General features: G+C 60.3%; 16 protein-coding genes. 11 read left to right on the forward strand and 5 right to left on the reverse strand.

What is annotated here, in order from left to right:
• Nucleotides 1-41 precede the first annotated feature (41 nt).
• A complete protein-coding gene (locus QU481_RS03180) occupies nucleotides 42-842 on the reverse strand; it encodes an SDR family NAD(P)-dependent oxidoreductase (RefSeq protein ID WP_289828442.1) in 801 nt (266 codons plus the stop codon).
• A gap of 229 nt (nucleotides 843-1,071) precedes the next feature.
• Between QU481_RS03180 and QU481_RS03185 the strand changes: the two genes are divergently transcribed.
• Genes QU481_RS03185 through QU481_RS03210 form a run of 6 tightly spaced genes read left to right on the forward strand, consistent with a single transcriptional unit; the run spans nucleotide 1,072 to nucleotide 7,197 of the window.
• The gene (locus tag QU481_RS03185) at nucleotides 1,072-2,160 is read left to right on the forward strand and encodes a 3-ketosteroid-9-alpha-monooxygenase, oxygenase component (RefSeq protein WP_289828443.1); all 1,089 of its coding nucleotides are present in this window, start codon (nucleotides 1,072-1,074) and stop codon (nucleotides 2,158-2,160) included.
• A gap of 14 nt (nucleotides 2,161-2,174) precedes the next feature.
• Nucleotides 2,175-2,999 (forward strand): SDR family NAD(P)-dependent oxidoreductase, encoded by an 825-nt coding sequence (locus tag QU481_RS03190; protein ID WP_289828444.1) that lies wholly within the window; start codon nucleotides 2,175-2,177, stop codon nucleotides 2,997-2,999.
• Between the two features lie 11 nt (nucleotides 3,000-3,010).
• Nucleotides 3,011-3,871: an SDR family NAD(P)-dependent oxidoreductase gene (locus QU481_RS03195; protein WP_289828445.1), complete on the forward strand. Its 861-nt coding sequence runs from the start codon at nucleotides 3,011-3,013 to the stop codon at nucleotides 3,869-3,871.
• Complete coding sequence (locus tag QU481_RS03200) at nucleotides 3,864-4,490, forward strand: nuclear transport factor 2 family protein (RefSeq protein WP_289828446.1); 627 nt, start codon at nucleotides 3,864-3,866, stop codon at nucleotides 4,488-4,490. Before QU481_RS03195 ends, QU481_RS03200 begins: the two co-directional genes overlap by 8 nt.
• Before the next feature lie 26 nt (nucleotides 4,491-4,516).
• Entirely contained in the window at nucleotides 4,517-5,626 is a 1,110-nt protein-coding gene (locus tag QU481_RS03205) for an alkene reductase (RefSeq protein WP_289828447.1), read from the forward strand.
• Complete coding sequence (locus QU481_RS03210) at nucleotides 5,623-7,197, forward strand: FadD3 family acyl-CoA ligase (RefSeq protein ID WP_289828448.1); 1,575 nt, start codon at nucleotides 5,623-5,625, stop codon at nucleotides 7,195-7,197. Before QU481_RS03205 ends, QU481_RS03210 begins: the two co-directional genes overlap by 4 nt.
• Nucleotides 7,198-7,340: 143 nt before the next feature.
• Here the strand turns inward: QU481_RS03210 and QU481_RS03215 are convergent, their stop codons facing one another.
• Nucleotides 7,341-8,261 (reverse strand): LysR family transcriptional regulator, encoded by a 921-nt coding sequence (locus QU481_RS03215; protein ID WP_289828449.1) that lies wholly within the window; start codon nucleotides 8,259-8,261, stop codon nucleotides 7,341-7,343.
• Nucleotides 8,262-8,425: 164 nt separating this feature from the next.
• Between QU481_RS03215 and speB the strand changes: the two genes are divergently transcribed.
• The 4 genes from speB (at nucleotide 8,426) to QU481_RS03235 (ending at nucleotide 12,817) form a co-directional block, all read left to right on the forward strand.
• Nucleotides 8,426-9,379, forward strand: a complete 954-nt coding sequence (speB, locus tag QU481_RS03220) for an agmatinase (protein ID WP_289828450.1) — start codon at nucleotides 8,426-8,428, stop codon at nucleotides 9,377-9,379.
• Nucleotides 9,380-9,390: 11 nt separating this feature from the next.
• Nucleotides 9,391-9,786 carry a YybH family protein gene (locus tag QU481_RS03225; RefSeq protein ID WP_289828451.1) on the forward strand — a complete coding sequence of 132 codons (396 nt, stop codon included), beginning with the start codon at nucleotides 9,391-9,393 and terminating at the stop codon, nucleotides 9,784-9,786.
• A 3-nt stretch (nucleotides 9,787-9,789) separates the two neighbouring features.
• Nucleotides 9,790-11,235, forward strand: coding sequence for an aldehyde dehydrogenase family protein (locus QU481_RS03230; protein ID WP_289828452.1), 1,446 nt, complete (start codon nucleotides 9,790-9,792; stop codon nucleotides 11,233-11,235).
• 94 nt (nucleotides 11,236-11,329) lie between these two features.
• Complete coding sequence (locus QU481_RS03235; protein WP_289828453.1) at nucleotides 11,330-12,817, forward strand: purine-cytosine permease family protein; 1,488 nt, start codon at nucleotides 11,330-11,332, stop codon at nucleotides 12,815-12,817.
• Between the two features lie 120 nt (nucleotides 12,818-12,937).
• Here the strand turns inward: QU481_RS03235 and QU481_RS03240 are convergent, their stop codons facing one another.
• The 3 genes from QU481_RS03240 to QU481_RS03250 all read right to left on the reverse strand — a co-directional run bounded on the left by QU481_RS03240 (nucleotide 12,938) and on the right by QU481_RS03250 (nucleotide 15,508).
• Entirely contained in the window at nucleotides 12,938-13,567 is a 630-nt protein-coding gene (locus QU481_RS03240) for a hypothetical protein (protein WP_289828454.1), read from the reverse strand.
• A gap of 462 nt (nucleotides 13,568-14,029) precedes the next feature.
• Nucleotides 14,030-14,605: a hypothetical protein gene (locus QU481_RS03245; RefSeq protein ID WP_289828455.1), complete on the reverse strand. Its 576-nt coding sequence runs from the start codon at nucleotides 14,603-14,605 to the stop codon at nucleotides 14,030-14,032.
• 168 nt (nucleotides 14,606-14,773) lie between these two features.
• The gene (locus QU481_RS03250) at nucleotides 14,774-15,508 is read right to left on the reverse strand and encodes a hypothetical protein (protein ID WP_289828456.1); all 735 of its coding nucleotides are present in this window, start codon (nucleotides 15,506-15,508) and stop codon (nucleotides 14,774-14,776) included.
• A 208-nt stretch (nucleotides 15,509-15,716) separates the two neighbouring features.
• Between QU481_RS03250 and QU481_RS03255 the strand changes: the two genes are divergently transcribed.
• On the forward strand, nucleotides 15,717-16,130 hold the full coding sequence (locus tag QU481_RS03255) for a hypothetical protein (protein WP_289828457.1): 414 nt from the start codon (nucleotides 15,717-15,719) through the stop codon (nucleotides 16,128-16,130).
• Nucleotides 16,131-16,161: the final 31 nt, after the last annotated feature.

Genomic DNA, 16,161 nt, shown 5'->3' on the forward strand with positions numbered 1-16,161 from the left:
CGAGGCAAAGCCCGGGGGGAGCCGCGTCGCCTCCAGCGCGTTTAGCGCTGGGAAGGAATATTGCCGCCGTCCACCACAATCTCGGATCCGGTGACGTAGCTGGCCTCGTCGGACAGCAGGAAGCGCACTACGCGGCCGATCTCGGCAGGACGGCCCAGCCGGCCGAGCATGATGCGGCGCTCGAAGGTGCCGGCCGGCAGGGTATCGACAACGGACTGGATCATCGGCGTCAGGATCTGTCCCGGCGACACCGAGTTGATGCGGATACCGTCGTTGCCCAGGCTGTCGGCCAGCGAGCGCACCAGAGACAGCAGGCCACCCTTGGAGGCGCTGTAAGCCGGAATCAATCCATTGCCCAGGGTGGCATTGATCGAGGCGATCCCGACCACGGCGGAACCGGGGTGAGCGCGCAGATCGGGGAGCATGGCCTGGACCAGCAGGGCCAGGGCGCGCAGGTTGACGTCCAGCACGGCATCCCAGCGTGCCTCGGTCAGTTGTTCCAGCCCGCTTTGATCCACTACGCCCGCTGCATGCACTAGGCCGCCGATGGCTGGCAGTTGTGCCCGAGTCTGCGAAAGCGCGGGTGCCAACGCCGCTGAATCGCGCAGGTCGATGCCCAGCCCCACGCTCGGTACGTCGTAGCGTTCGGCGAGAGCTGCCGCGACAGCTTTCGCCTTATCTTCCTGCACGTCCCAAATGGCGACGGGGCGCCCCACTGCGACAAGCGCCTCGGCACAAGCAGCGCCGATACCGGATGCGCCGCCGGTGACGATGACCGCTGTGGTCGGCGCATGGCGGCTGTTTTTGAAGTCGTCGATCGATTCGTTGGATTCGAGATGCACAGGCAACCTCCTGCTGTGTAGTGATAAACGCATCTTCAACGATGCGGGTCTCCGCATCTTTCTCAATTGTGTCGGGTCGCGCATCGTCCGAATGGACCATTCCGTTTTCCGCAGTGGTTGGCGTGTGAAAAAACCCTGCTCTACTCAGGGTTAGTCCGTCCGGACGATTTCCTCCATGCCCGGGCGCCGAACAATGCGCTGACTTGTTCAACCACCATGGAGGAGCATCATGACAGCATCCAACTCATCTGGCGGCTTGAAGGCGGAAGGCCGCTATGCTCGCGGCTGGCATTGCCTCGGCCTGGCGGCGGGCTATCGGGATGGTAAGCCGCACAGCCTCAATGTGTTCGGCACCCGGCTGGTGGCTTTCGCCGGCGAAGATCAGCAAGTCCACATTCTGGATGCCTGGTGTCCGCACATGGGGGCGGACCTTGGCTTGGGCGAGATCAGGGGAAATTCGGTGGTCTGCCGCTTCCATGGCTGGAGCTGGGGCGCAGATGGCTCTTGTAACGACATCCCCTGTGCCAAGCGTATTCCCCCCAAGGCCAAGACCAAGGCTTGGTTAACTTGCGAGCAGAACCAACTGCTGTTCGTATGGCACGACCCTGAAGGCGCGCCGCCACCTGCCGATGTCAGCATTCCACGAATCAACGCGTGTTTCTCGGACGAATGGACCGGGTGGACCATCCGCTCGATGGTGATTCATAACAATTGCCGCGAACTGGTGGACAACCTCGCCGACGTGGCGCATTTCGGCCCAGTGCACGGCTCGCCGGCCAGCTATTTCTGCAATACCTTCGTCGGTCATATCGGCTACCAGATGTTCCGCGGCAGTGAAAGCGAACTGCTCGGCAGTGCCCTGATTGCCGACAGTGCCTATTTCGGCCCGGCGTACCACATCACCCGCATGGTGGCGGAAGTCGATGGCAAGCCGGTGCACAGCATCCTGCTCAACTGCCATGTGCCGATCGACCAAGGCAGCTTCGAATTGCGCTACGGCGTGATGGTCAAGAAGATCCCCGGCCTGTCGGACGAAGAGAACGATGCCATTGCCAAGGCCTATGTCGAACAGGCGCACAAATCCTTCTTCCAGGATGTCGAGATCTGGCACAACAAGATCCGCATCGACAACCCGATCCTGGCCGACAGCGACGGCCCGATCTATCAACTGCGCGACTGGTACCGCCAGTTCTATACGGACGTGAAGGGACTGCCGGACGACCTGCACCAGGAAAAAGTGTTCGAGCGCCATGACGGCACATGGCGCGCGCTGTCCGAAGTGCCCGAGGCGGCACGTAGCCAACTGCACACGATCTGACCCGGTGAACCGCTATGCAATTGACTGACAAGGTGACCTTGATTACCGGCGCTGGATCCGGGATGGGGCGTGCTACGGCCGAGCTGTTCGCCGCCCAGGGCGCGACGGTGATTGCTGTGGATCTGAACGAATCCGCCGCACAAGGCACCCTCGAACGGATAGGGGGCGCGGCAGCAGGTATTGCCCGTGCTTGCGACATTGCTGACAGCCGCTCCGTTGAGCAGCTGTTCGAAGAAGTCGCCCGCCGTTGGGGCCGTGTGGACGTCCTCGTCAACAACGCCGGAGTCGGGCAGGTGCCTGGGGACGGCTTAGAGCACTACCAAGAGCGGCTGGTGCGGCGCCAGCAGCAATTGGCCGCAGGGGAGGAGGCGGTCCACACCGATATGGTCGTGGACCTCACCGATGCCGGCTGGCAACGGGTGATCGACATCAACCTCAACGGCGCTTTCTTTTGTTCGCGTGAGGCGGTGCGTTTGATGATCCGGGCCGGCGTAGCCGGCTCCATTGTCAATATCGCCAGCGTTTCCGCACTGACTGGTGAGGGGCCGTTGAGCTATTGCGCCTCCAAGGCGGCGCTGCTGGGGCTGACCAAATGCCTGGCGCGCGATCTCGGGCCCAGGGGCATCCGCGTCAATGCGATCTGCCCCGGGCCGACCCGCACCCCGATGATGCAGACGATTCCCGAGGAGTGGGCAAGAAGTCTTGAGCAGGCCATTCCGCTGGGCCGCATGTCGGAGCCGGAAGAAATCGCCAAGGCGGCGCTATTCCTGGCCAGCGGTGACGGCAGTTGCTTCACCGGCCAAACACTGTCCGCCAGCGGCGGCATGTACATGATCTAGGAGTGAATCACATGACAGGACGTTTGCAAGGCAAGGTTGCGCTGATCACCGGCGCAGGTACCGGCATCGGCGCGGCAACGGCCAGGCGATTCGCGGCAGAGGGGGCCAAGGTGGTCATCTGTGGGCGCCGCAAGGCGCCTTTGGAAACCGTGGTCGAGTCGATTCTAGCCCAAGGGGGGGAGGCTGCCTGGGTACAAGCCGATGTGACCGATGAAGCGTCGGTGGAGAACGCGGTCCAGACCGCCGTGAAGCACTTCGGTAGCCTCGACATCATGGTCAATAACGCCGTGAACTACACCTGGGGGGTACTGGAGCAAGTCAGTACCGACGATTGGCGCACATGCCTGAGTGGGAGCCTGGATCCCGTGTTCTTCGGCACCCGGGCGGCGCTGCGTGTGATGAAGGCGCAGGGTGGCGGCGCCATCGTCAATCTGGGCTCGGTGGCCGGGCTGCTCGGCAGCCCGGGGCTGTCCGCCTACGGTGCGGCCAAGGCCGGAGTGCTCAACTTCAGCCGCGCAGTAGCGCTCGAAGCGGCGCAATCCAATGTGCGGGTCAATGTGGTGATCCCCGGCGTGGTCTGGAGTGAAGGCACGCGCGAAGCCTTGAACAGTGAAGAAGTGGCACGCGGCACCGCGCGCGCGGTACCGATGGGGAGGATCGGTGAGCCGGAGGAATTGGCCAACGCCATCCTGTTCCTGGCTTCCAACGAAGCTTCCTACATTACCGGCCAGAGCCTCGTGGTCGATGGCGGAAAGACCTGCCGGCTGGATGTTGGCGCCACCGACTATGTGTCGGACACCTCGTCCGAACGGCGCGAAGCCGCCGGCCAGGGGGCCGAGCAGGGATTGGCGGGAGGTGAAGCACATGCATGACATGGCACTGCTGGACCGTCTCGATCGCCTCGAATCGCTCGAGCAAATTCGTCAATTGCCGGCCAAGTATGCGCTGGCACTGGACATGCGCGATCTGGATGCATGGACCGGGCTGTTTCCGGAAGACGTCGTAGTCGGCAAGGAGCAGATCGGCCGCGCCCATCTGAAGCGCTGGATCGACGACACCCTGCGCAACCAGTTTACGGTGACCTCCCATCACATCGGCGGCCACATCATTGAGTTCAAGGATGCCGACCATGCCTGCGGCGTGGTGTATTCGAAGAACGAACATGAGACCGGGCCGGAATGGGTGATCATGCAGATGCTCTACTGGGACGACTACGAGCGTATCGACGGCCGCTGGTACTTCCGGCGCCGCCTGCCTTGTTATCTCTATGCCACGGATCTCAACAAGCCGCCGATCGGCGATAAGAAGATGCGCTGGCCGGGCAGGGAACTCTACGAGGGTTCCTGGCATGAGCTGTGGCCGTCGTGGAAGGCATTCTGGCACAACAAGCCGAACGATAGCTTGCCCGACGTGGCGGCGCCGGCTCCGCTGGATACGTTCCTCGAGACCATGCGCCGCGGTTCGGCAGTCCCCAAGATCCGCACGCGTTGAACCCAGCCCGGGATGAGATCGCAGACATGACAGCTAATCTGTTCGAACCGGTCCGGCTCGGCGAGCTGGTGCTCCCTAATCGGGTCGTCATGGCACCGATGACGCGCAGCCGCGCCGCCGAAGGTGATGTGCCGACCGAATTACACGAGAGGTACTACGCCCAACGCGCCAGCGCGGGCTTGATCGTTGCCGAGGGCACTTACCCGAGCAAGCACGGCAAGGGCTACAGCCGCACGCCGGGTATCGCAACCGCCGCCCAGGTTGAAGCCTGGCGCAGGGTGACCGATGCCGTCCACCGCCAAGGCGGGCGCATGGTTCTGCAACTGATGCACGTGGGGCGGGTGGCCTCTTGCAACAACAAGGAACCGGATGCTGAAACGGTTGCGCCATCGGCCATTCGCGCGCACGGCACGCTCTATACCGACGCGAAGGGGCTGGTAGAAATGGACATGCCCCGCGCCCTGGACAGCAGTGAAATCCCCGGTGTGATCGAAGAATACCGGCAAGCCGCAGTCAACGCCTTGGCGGCTGGTTTCGATGGCGTGGAACTGCATTGCAGCAGCGGCTATCTGCCCATGCAGTTTCTGCTCGAATGCGCCAACCAGCGCAGCGACGGGTATGGCGGATCGCTGTTGCGGCGTCTCCGTTTTCCCCTTGAAGCGCTCGAAACCATGGCTGGTGCCATTGGCGCTGGGCGGGTCGGCCTGCGCATCTGCCCGGGCAATCCATACAACGACATGCGAGACGATGATCCTGTCGCCACCTACAGTGCCCTGCTCGACGCCGCGTCGTCGCTGGGGCTGGCCTATCTCCATGTCAGCCGTTCGCCCGATCCGGCGCTGGACGCTTTTGCGCTGGCGCGACGGCACTTTCGCGGCCCACTGATCCTCAATGACGGCTTTGCCGGCGCGAGCGCCGCTCAGGCCTTGGCGAGCGGGGCAGGGGAGGCCGTCTCCTTTGCACGCCACTACATTGCCAACCCGGATCTGGCAGAACGCTTGCGCGACGGTACTCCGCTTGCCCCCTTCGACCGCACCACGCTGTATACGCCGGGGCCGCGCGGCTACACAGATTACCCGCCCTACGCGGCCTGTCCGCAGCCCCCCGTGTCAACAATTGGAGCAACCGGTCCATGACAGACATCCTGCCTGCGATTCCTACCATCCCTCGTCTGCTGGAACAATCTGCACGGCGCTACGCAAATAGCGTGGCGATCGAGGACGGGGATCTGAAACTCAGCTATGCCGACCTGCATCTTGTCGCCAAGATCGCCGCCCGCGCGCTGATGGCGCTTGGTGTGGAGCAAGGGGAGCGCGTCGCCATCTGGGCGCCCAACCTCCACGAATGGATCGTGTCGGCTCTTGGCATTCATCTCGCCGGCGGCGTGCTGGTGCCGATCAACACGCGCCTGAAGGGGGCCGAGGCGGCCGACATCCTTGCGCGCAGCGGCGTGCGCGTGCTCATTAGCATCGGCGATTTCCTCGGCGTGCACTACCCGGACATGCTGGCCGAGCATGCCATCCCGAGCCTGGAACATGTTGTCGTATTGCGCAGTGCGCGTGCCGGCCAAACCAGCTGGCAGTCCTTCATGACACTGGCCGAGGGCGTGCCTGAGGCTATGCAGCAGCAGCGCAGTGCTGCGGTTGCCGCGGAGTCGCCGTCCGATCTACTGTTCACCTCCGGTACCACCGGCCGCCCCAAGGGGGTGGTCACCGCCCACGGCCAGAATCTGGCCGCCTTCGCCGCCTGGTCGGACATCGTGCGCTTGCAAGCCGGCGACCGCTACCTGATCGTCAACCCGTTCTTCCATGCCTTCGGCTACAAGGCCGGCTGGCTCGCCGCACTGATCCGTGGGGCCACCATTCTGCCGCACCAGCAGTTCGATGCGCAGGCGGTGCTGCGGCGCATCGCCACCGACCACGTGAGTTTTCTTCCAGGCTCGCCCACCTTGTACCTGAGTTTGCTCGCCCATCCGCAATTGGGCGAATTCGACCTGTCTTCCCTGCGCATTGCCGTTACCGGCGCCGCCAACGTGGCACCCGAACTGGTGCAGCGCATGCGGCAGGAGTTGGGCTTCGAATCGGTATTCACCGCCTACGGACTCACCGAATGCTGCGGCTTGGCCACCGTCTGCCGTCCGGAAGACGATGTGCAAACCATCGCGACCACGTGCGGACGCCCCTTGCCGGGCGTCGAGTTGCGCTGCGTCGATGGCGACGGCAACAGTGTGGCCGCCGGTACGCCAGGGGAGGTGCTGATTCGCGGCTTCAACGTGATGCAGGGCTACTTCGACGATGAAGCCGCCACCCGCGAGGCGGTCGACCGCGACGGCTGGCTGCATACCGGCGATGTCGGCATCGTCGATGAACGCGGCAATTTGCGCATCACCGACCGGCTCAAGGACATGTTCATCGCCGGCGGCTTCAACTGCTATCCGGCCGAGATCGAGAACCTGATCTCCAGTCATCCGGCGGTAGCGCAGGTTGCGGTGGTCGGTGTGCCGGACGAGCGCTTGGGCGAAGTGGGCAAGGCGTATGTGGTGCTGCGCACAGGGGCCAGTTTGAGTTCAGAGTCCTTCATCGACTGGTGCCGCGAGCACATGGCCAACTACAAGGTGCCACGCGCCGTCGCCTTTGTCGCCGCGCTGCCGCTGAATGCCTCTGGGAAAGTCATGAAGCAGGCGTTACGTGAGGTCGCCGCGCGCTAAGAACCTGTTTACGATCTCGCGAACGAAGGGTCAGCCAAGGCGAAATGGCGTGAAAAAGCGGAATGTACTTATCGAGTAGATAAGCATGTTGAGCGCCATTTCAACGCAGGATCACCCGAGTGCAGCAGATCGTAAACAGGCTCTTAGTCCGGCAATAGGACGCTGCCTCCACCCAGGTGCACCGCCTGCAGGTCTTCGATGAAGGCCGCCACCACATCGCTATGCCGCCCCTGTCGGGTCACCATGTGGAACGGCACCTCGTAGTGGAAGCGCTCCGGGTTGAGCGCGCGCAGCAATCCCTGCTCGACATAGGGCCGGGCGAAATGCTCGGGCAGGAAGCCCAGGTGGTGGCCGGACAGGATGAACACCGCTACCGCTTCCATATTGTCGGCCAGTGCGGTGATGGCACCAGCCGGCAGTGTCAGCTGCGCCTCGGGTAGCGGGTAGGAACGCCACGCCCATTCGTGGGCGGTGACCTCGTCGTGGGTCAGCGTGCCGGCGCGCTCGAACAGTGGATGGCCCTGTCCGCAATAGGCCACCTGCCGTTCGACGAACAGCCGGGTGTAGCTCAGGCTGGTGACGCGGTGCCAGAAATAGCCGACCGCCACCTCGATCTCGCCGCTGAGCAGTTTTTCCTCCAGTTCGCCCGGCGCGCGCACCGAGATCGAGAAACGCACTGCCTGGCTGCGTTCCTTGAAGCGGGCGATCGCCTGGCTGATGCGGGCGTTGTGGCTCATCGGCGTGTGGCCGATCAGTCCCAGGTGCAGCGTGCCGACCAGCTGGCGTCCCATATTGCGGGCGCGCTCGCCGATGTCGTCGACCACCGCCAGCAGTTCGCGCGCCAAGTCCACCATCCGCTCGCCGCGCGGGGTCAGTCGAAAGCCGCTGCGGCCGCGCTCGCACAGCCGGTAGCCCAGCCGGGTCTCCAAAGTGGAAAGCTGGGCGCTGATGGTGGACTGGCCGACGTTGAGGGTGGTCTGGGCCGGGGTGACGCCGCCCGCGTCGACCACCGCCAGGAAGACCCGCAACAGCCGCAAGTCGAGGTCGCTGATAGTTCGGAGCATGGCAGATCCTTGGCGCGCTTGTCATGGTCGCTTTGATACATCGATTTGTATCAATGTAAACATGGCGTCTTGCGTGTTTCAAAATTTTTTCTACGCCACATACTACTGAAAAACCGGCGTTATCGTCGTTTTGACAGGTTTCGATGTGGAGGAGAAAAACAGCCATGGAACAGCACTTCAACCAACCCCAGGGCGGCAATGAGATGCCGCGTTTCGGCGGCATCGCCAGCATGATGCGCCTGCCGCAGCAAAGCAGCACCGCCGGCCTCGACGCCTGTTTCGTCGGCGTACCGTTTGACCTCGGCACCTCCAACCGCACCGGCACCCGCTTCGGTCCGCGCCAGATCCGCGCCGAGTCGGTGCTGCTGCGCCCCTACAACATGGCCACCCGCGCCGCGCCGTTCGACTCGCTGCAGGTGGCCGACATCGGCGACGTGGCCACCAACCCCTACAACATCCACGACTCGATCGACCGCATCGACGCCGCCTACGACGAGATCGTCGCCAACGGCTGCAAGCCGATCACGCTGGGCGGTGACCACACCATCGCACTGCCCATCCTGCGCGCCATGCACAAGAAGTACGGCAAGGTCGGCGTGGTTCACGTCGACGCCCATGCCGACGTCAACGACACCATGTTCGGCGAGAAGATCGCCCACGGCACGCCGTTCCGCCGCGCGGTGGAAGAGGGCCTGCTCGACTGCAACCGGGTGGTGCAGATCGGCCTGCGCGGCACCGGCTACGCCGCCGAGGACTTCGACTGGTGTCGCGAGCAGGGCTTCCGCGTGGTGCAGGCCGAGGAATGCTGGGGCAAGTCGCTGGCACCGCTGATGCAGCAGGTGCAGGAACTGATGGGCGACGGCCCGGTGTACCTGAGCTTCGACATCGACGGCATCGACCCGGCGTTCGCGCCCGGTACCGGCACCCCGGAGATCGCCGGCCTGACCGTGCCGCAGGGCCTGGAGATCATCCGCGGCCTGAAGGGCCTCAACCTGGTCGGGGCGGATCTGGTCGAGGTATCGCCACCCTACGATCCGCTCGGCACCACCGCCTTGCTGGCCGCCAACCTGGCGTTCGAGATGTTGTGCGTGCTGCCCGGCGTGCAGTACCGCGACTGAGGAGAGCGACCATGACGCAAACCCAGCAAGTACTCGACGCCGCCGACGCGCTGGTGCGGGCCTTCGGCCGGCACGACACCGACGCCTACTTCGCCTCCTTCGCGCCACAGGCGACCTTTTTGTTCCACACCCTGCCGCAGCGGCTGGACAGCCGCGACGCCTACCGGGCCGTCTGGCAGGGCTGGGAGCGCGAGGCCGACTTCCGGGTGATCCGTTGCGAGTCCAGCGACCGCCAGGTGCAGTGGGTGGGTGAGGCGGCGCTGTTCACCCACACCGTGAACACGGTAGTGGCTATCGACGGCGTGGAACAGGCGCTGCGCGAGCGCGAGACCATTGTGTTCCAGCGCGATGCCGATCAACGCTGGCTGGCGGTGCACGAGCACCTGTCGCCGCTGCCGCAGGAGTGACTCATGACGATGATTGACGGCCTGTTCATCGACGGCGTCTGGCAGGCTGGCCACGGCGCCGTGCTCGAGGTGACCAACCCGGCCACCGCCACGCCGATCGCCCGGGTGTCAGGCGGCGACGCCGCCGCCATCGACGCGGCCGCTCGCGCCGCCAAGCGTGCTTTCCCTGCCTGGAAGCGTACCCCGGCGCACCAGCGCGGCGAGATCCTGCGTGCCATCGCCAGGGCGGTGGAGGAGGATCGCGAGCGGCTGGTGGCGCTGCAGATGCAGTGCAACGGCAAGCCGCGCTTCGAGGCCGAGCTGGACGTGGGCGACGTGATCGCCACCTTCGACTACTACGCCGAGTGCTGCGAAACCGGTACCGGCCTGTCGACCAACCCTGTGGCGCTGCCCGATGCGGCCTTCGCCGCCTCGGTGCGCTTCGAGCCGGTCGGCCCGGTCGGGCTGATCGTGCCGTGGAATTTCCCGATGGTGACCAGCGCCTGGAAGCTGGCGCCGGCGCTGGCCGCCGGCTGCACCGTGGTGCTCAAGCCATCCGAGCTGACCCCGTTGGCCGAGATCGAGCTGGTGAGGTTGGCCGAACGGGCAGGCTTGCCGGCCGGCGTGCTGAACCTAGTGTGCGGCGCCGGCGCCGAGGTGGGGGCCGCGCTGGTCGCGCATCCGGCCATAGCCAAGCTGTCGTTCACCGGCAGCAACCGGGTGGGGCAGGCGGTGATGGCCGCCGCCGCCGAGCGGGTGGCGCGCGTCAGCCTGGAGCTGGGCGGTAAGTCGGCGCTGATCGTGCTCGACGACGCCGACCTCGAGCAGGCGGTGAGCCTGGCGCTCGGCGGGGCATTCTTCAACGCCGGCCAGATGTGCTCAGCCACCTCGCGCATCCTGGTCGCGCATGCGGTCTACCCAGAGTTCGTCGAGCGTTTCCGCGAGGCTGCCGCCGCGCTGCATCTGGGCGCGCTGGGCGAGGAGGGGGTCGAGATGGGCCCGCTGATCAGCCGCGCCCAGCAGCGCCGCGTGCTCGGCTATATCGAGCAGGGCTTGGTCGACGGTGGCCTGCTGCTGTGCGACGGCCGTGCGGCGGCGGAGGGCGAGGGCTTTTTCGTCGGTCCGACCGTGTTCACCGACCTGCCAGCCGGCAGCGCGCTGTGGCGCGAGGAAATCTTTGGCCCGGTGGCCTGCGTGCGTAGCTTCGGCGACGACGCCGAGGCCGTCGCCATCGCCAACGACAGCGACTTCGGCCTGGTGGCGACCCTAGTCGGTGGCGACGCCGCGCGCAACAAGCACCTGGCGGCCGAGCTGGAAGTGGGCTTGGTGTGGATCAACAGCCCGCAGGTGATCTTTCCGCACACCGCTTGGGGCGGTTTCAAACAGAGCGGCATCGGCCGCGAGCTCGGCCCCTGGGGGCTGCGCGCATTCCAGGAGGTGAAGCATGTCGTTGCCGGCGTAGCGAATTGAGCCGCGGCCGGCGACCAGGCAGGTCCCACATCATCGCTCGGACACCCACACAAAAACCCGGGGTCCGCTTTTAGTCTGCAAGGAGAAACCCATCATGACTCAGCAATCGGGAAGCCACGCCGCACCTCGCGGCGGCATCGAGGTGCGCTCGATCGACTACGTGCCGGAGCACGAACGGCACGGCAAGGTCCGCGACCAGGGGCCGTTCTGGTTCCTCGGCAATTTCCAGTTCTTCACCATCGCCATCGGCTTCATCGGCCCGAGCATGGGCCTGTCGCTCGGCTACACCGCGCTGGCCGGCATCATCGGCATTCTGTTCGGCACGCTGTTCATGGCCTTCCACGCCTCGCAGGGGGCGGAGCTGGGCCTGCCGCAGATGATCCAGTCGCGCGCCCAGTTCGGCTACCGCGGCGTGGCGCTGGTGCTGATCGGCACGCTGTTCACCTTCGTCGGCTTCAACGTGGTCGACGTGGTGCTGATGGCCAGCGGTTTGCACGGCATCTTCGGCTGGAATACGGTCGCCATCACTATGGTCACCTCGCTGATCGGCATGCTGTTGGCGATCTACGGCCACGACTGGCTGCACCGCGTGTTCAAGTGGATCTTCTACCTGAGCCTGCCGCTGTACCTGATCTTGTCCGTCGCGATCCTGATGGGCGGGGCGGGCGGCAAGGTGCCGACCACCGGTGGCTTCACCTGGGTGGCGTTCGCGGCCCAGATCGCCGCCAGCGCCAGCTACAACATCACCTATGCGCCGTACGTGTCCGACTATTCGCGCTACCTGCCGCGCCACACCCCGGCACGTTCGATCATCGCCTCGGTGTTCTGGGGCGCGGCCAGCTCGGCGATCTGGCTGATCGTGCTGGGTGCCTGGCTGGCCACCCGGCTTGGCGCTTCGGACGGCCTCGTGGCGTTGTACAGCTCGGGCAATGCGGTGTTCCACGGCTTTGGCGCGCTGATCGCGCTGTCGTCGATCGCCGCGATGGTCGCGACCATGGGTCTGAACGCCTACAGCGGCATGTTGACTGTGGTCACCGCGCTCGACTCGCTGCGCAAGGTGACGCCGACCCGCTCGCTGCGCGTGGTGGTGATCGGGGCGCTGACCGTGCTGTGGGGCGGCATCGCGCTGGTCACCAGCGTCAACGCCATCAACATGCTGTTCGCCGCGCTGACCATCATGCTCTACCTCCTGGTGCCCTGGACCGCGGTCAACCTGGTCGACTACTTCTACGTGCGCCGCGGCCGTTACGCGATCACCCACCTGTTCACCCCCAGCGGCATCTACGGCGCCTGGGGCCGCCGCGGGCTGATCGCCTACACCGTCGGCTTCGTCGCCACCATCCCGTTCTTCGTGCTGCCCGAGGTGTATAGCGGGCCTATCGCCAAGCTGATCGGCGGCGTCGACATCGGCTGGCTGGTCGGGCTGCTGGTGTCTGGCATCAGCTACTACGCGCTGAGCCGCTCGCTGGACGTGGTGGCCGAGGAGGCGGCGATTCAGGCCAGCGAATGGGCGTTGGGTTCACTTACAGCGGTGCCGCCGAGCTCCAGTGAGGATAAGCCGTTGCCAGCAGTGCCAGCTTAATCTATTAAAAACCGCCCTCGTTTGAGGGCGGTTTTGTTTTGGGAGAAGGGGGATACCCGTTTCTATCTGACAGTAGTAGTGCTCTGTGCGTGCGATAGACAAGGTGGTCTAAATGGTTGGTCAGAATAAGCCTTTCCAACCTGGACGACCTTGCACTAAGGGACGGATGTCAAACAATTTACTTGAGACTAAATTGGTACATAAGTCAACGGCATCATATTTTCCATAAGGACGCCATTTTCCTGCTTCCTGTACCTCTGTTTTACAACCAGTAATCTCTAGCTCTTTTGGATTGGTCGATTTAATTTTAACCAACATTCTTAGTGGGGTTGGTAGCTTTTTTGGGGTTTTTCTCGGCTTTCTAAGGAAGTTAAGTTCTTCTGGATAGTATTGATTTGTCTGTAATGTCCACCAATCTGATTCAGTGCAGCTTAAATGGTTGTACTCTGCACGAATAGACAGTGTAGTGTATTGCTCGTTTATATCATTTCCTATCGTCCGAAATAGTATTAGGTTGCCCTTGTTTTTTAGTAATGCTACGGAAAATCCCAGAGTTGTAGCCGCTAAATTTTGGTCTGTTTTCTGCAGATTTCTGATTATGTTTTCATATTTACCCGGTTTACCAACTTCACTTGCTGTATCGTCAGGTACGTAAATTCCATCAGAAATAGTAGGACAGGTGGCCTCAGAGAGTCCTGGAAGAAGAAATAGAATTATGAGCTTAATAGCTAGGATAGATTTTTTTTCCATGATTGAGATGTATCTAGATGATCAGCAAGCTCGCCTTGATAAAACTGGGAAGATTTAGTTTTGAATAAGTCTGAATCATTTTTCCTAACGGCAGCCAGAGATGTAACCAAGCTTTTACCAACAGTGGCCCGTTTCTGCCAGTGAGAGTCGGATGGATCATCCGAGGAGCAATTGATCACATTGGAGTCTGACAAAATGGTCAGCGACATTGAGCTCTAAACTGTTCAGTATTGTGAAAGTTTGAGATAACTAGCTCAGTTGACGATTTTTCAGTATTGGTTGGCGTTGCTGGTTATTGAAGCACTTTGCTAGCTAGCTTTTTATGGAGGCTAAATTTTTTAACAAAGTCTTCTTGAGGGACGCTTTTTGTTTTCAGCTTTCTGGCCTGATAGACCGTTGCTTAGCCTATCAAGCCTTCAAGTTTTATAGTAATAAAAAATAATGCATGAAATAGATGTTTTCTTATTGGATATCAGGGCATTTCTTATCGATTTTTCTATAAGCGTCATGATTTTTGCTGTTGATATAATGTAACTCTAGTTTTCCATCACTGTTAAAATGCGCTTTTATGGTTGAAAATATTACGGCTGACTTGGTGTAAAATTGAAATTGTGAGTCATTATATTTTACATACCAAAATTTTTTTGAGTCGTCTTTAGAAAAAATTGGGGCAATACTTAACCCGTCTTCGACTGGCTTTAGCACGCAAGATCGGTTGGCATCGACTGCCATTGCGTCTTGGACTGGACGAGATACCCCGTTTTCTTTCTTGTAGAAAAAGCTAACCGAGCATGGGCTTCCACAAGAGAAAGATATCTGAGCCAGCTTGGATGATAGCCATCTGGCGGATACGCTACTAGTTGGTATGTCTTGAAATATGGTTTTCTTTGTGCCATTTGAATTAACCCAAGCTGTGCAGCTCGAATCAGAGCAAGTGTATGAAATTGACTCCAATTTTTCTGGAGACTTTACCGTTGTTTCTTCTGCCGAGACTAGAGGTGATGCAAGTAGCATGAGAATAAATGATAATTTTTTCATGTTTTTATTCCTTAAGCTAACCAGTGTTTGTGGGTACGGTAGTTATTGATTCGATCAGAATTCGCCGTTTTGTTTGGTGAGAGAGAATATTCGTACCCGTTGCAATGCGTTCTGATATTCCTTTGAGTAGGCTGGCATGTTTCCCCATGGCAAGTGCTATCCGTATTTTTAAAGGGAGTAAATAACTTCTTTTCCTGTTTTTATTTGCAATATTAATGGATTGTATATATAGCAGATTAGACAAAAAACCAGTCCGCCATTAAATAATAAAGACAGAGGGAGAGAAATGGTTGAGGATAAAATAGAGAACACTTGAATATCAAAATGGCTGACCAAAAATTTTGGTATTGTCATTGATAGAGGGTAAATTGGTGTGAAAGCAGCAAAAATGTACCAAGGAGGAGTTAGGCCTGTTCGTAGTGACTTCATTGGTTTTTCTTGCACCCCTCGTTTGAAAATAAAATAGCTTCCGTGGTCTTCGTATAATTGATCTCTTAATTTTTGATTGTTAAATAATTCCTTCATACATATAGCTATTTTTGCGCACCACCATATGTTTGGCGCTAGCCCTGCGAAAATACCTAGTGTCTTCAGCCATGTGGGGAAAGTGCTATTTATAAATGGAGTGAACAGCATAACGTTAAGCCAAAAGCATATTGAACTCAAGGATACTGAAAACAAAATCCCTAACTCAATTTGAGAGCTTCTTGCCCTAATTGCTATTATGATTGCCGAAGTAATTCCAATTGTTATTATGCACCATCCTAATTTAGGAACTACTTCGAATTGATTTGTTCCATGTGTTTCGTTTGCAAAGAAAATGCCAAGCAACCCAAGGATGATAATTAGTGTGCTGAATAGAAAAGATATAAATCGTATATCTGTGCGTGAAAGAGTTTTCATTTTATATGGTCAGGGGCTCCGTGGGGCGTTGCGGCTGCAGGCGGCTAACGTCAGAGTAATCAGTACGAAGATAAGTAGGCGCATAACTAGCCTTTGTCCGAGATGGCTGGATCGGTGCGTAGGAAGCCACGCAGTGAGGTGTAAGGGGCTACTTAGCGATCGGATTCGCGACGTTTGTTTTCCTTGATGATCCAATTCCAAGCCTTGAATGCTTGGCCAACATCAGTCTGCGCTCCTTTACCAGCGGTATGGATATCCCATAAATCAAGACGCGCCTGCTTGGCGCTATGCGATCACCCACCTGTTCACCCCCAACGGCATCTACGGTGCTTGGGGCCGCCTCGGCCTGATCGGTTACACCATCGGCTTCGTTGCCACGATACCGTTCTTCGTGCTAGCCGAGGTATACATCGACCTGATCGCCAAACTGATCGGCGGCGTGGACATCGGCTGGCTGGTCGGGCTCTTGGTGTCGGGCATCAGCTACTACGCGCTGAGTCGCTCGCTGGACGTCGCGTCGGAAGAGACGGCGATCCAGTCCAGCGAATGGGCGCTAGGTTCTCTCACGGCGGTGCCGCTGAGTCATGGAGAAGACAAGCCGCTGCCGGCTGTGCCGGCCTGAGTAACTAGAAACCGCCTCCGTTTGGGGGCGG

This window comes from Crenobacter oryzisoli, assembly GCF_030385785.1.
Taxonomy (GTDB): domain Bacteria; phylum Pseudomonadota; class Gammaproteobacteria; order Burkholderiales; family Chromobacteriaceae; genus Crenobacter_A; species Crenobacter_A oryzisoli.

Bases quoted from the DNA above. Each gene is read 5' to 3' on its own strand.
- QU481_RS03205 (WP_289828447.1), top strand. From the start codon at position 4,517: ATGACAGCTAATCTGTTCGAACCGGTCCGGCTCGGCGAGCTGGTGCTC.
- QU481_RS03225 (WP_289828451.1), top strand. From the start codon at position 9,391: ATGACGCAAACCCAGCAAGTACTCGACGCCGCCGACGCGCTGGTGCGG.
- QU481_RS03245 (WP_289828455.1), bottom strand. From the start codon at position 14,605: ATGAAAAAATTATCATTTATTCTCATGCTACTTGCATCACCTCTAGTC.
- QU481_RS03250 (WP_289828456.1), bottom strand. From the start codon at position 15,508: ATGAAAACTCTTTCACGCACAGATATACGATTTATATCTTTTCTATTC.
- QU481_RS03185 (WP_289828443.1), top strand. From the start codon at position 1,072: ATGACAGCATCCAACTCATCTGGCGGCTTGAAGGCGGAAGGCCGCTAT.
- QU481_RS03230 (WP_289828452.1), top strand. From the start codon at position 9,790: ATGACGATGATTGACGGCCTGTTCATCGACGGCGTCTGGCAGGCTGGC.
- QU481_RS03255 (WP_289828457.1), top strand. From the start codon at position 15,717: ATGCTTGGCCAACATCAGTCTGCGCTCCTTTACCAGCGGTATGGATAT.
- QU481_RS03190 (WP_289828444.1), top strand. From the start codon at position 2,175: ATGCAATTGACTGACAAGGTGACCTTGATTACCGGCGCTGGATCCGGG.
- QU481_RS03235 (WP_289828453.1), top strand. From the start codon at position 11,330: ATGACTCAGCAATCGGGAAGCCACGCCGCACCTCGCGGCGGCATCGAG.
- QU481_RS03240 (WP_289828454.1), bottom strand. From the start codon at position 13,567: ATGGAAAAAAAATCTATCCTAGCTATTAAGCTCATAATTCTATTTCTT.
- QU481_RS03195 (WP_289828445.1), top strand. From the start codon at position 3,011: ATGACAGGACGTTTGCAAGGCAAGGTTGCGCTGATCACCGGCGCAGGT.
- QU481_RS03200 (WP_289828446.1), top strand. From the start codon at position 3,864: ATGCATGACATGGCACTGCTGGACCGTCTCGATCGCCTCGAATCGCTC.
- speB (WP_289828450.1), top strand. From the start codon at position 8,426: ATGGAACAGCACTTCAACCAACCCCAGGGCGGCAATGAGATGCCGCGT.
- QU481_RS03215 (WP_289828449.1), bottom strand. From the start codon at position 8,261: ATGCTCCGAACTATCAGCGACCTCGACTTGCGGCTGTTGCGGGTCTTC.
- QU481_RS03210 (WP_289828448.1), top strand. From the start codon at position 5,623: ATGACAGACATCCTGCCTGCGATTCCTACCATCCCTCGTCTGCTGGAA.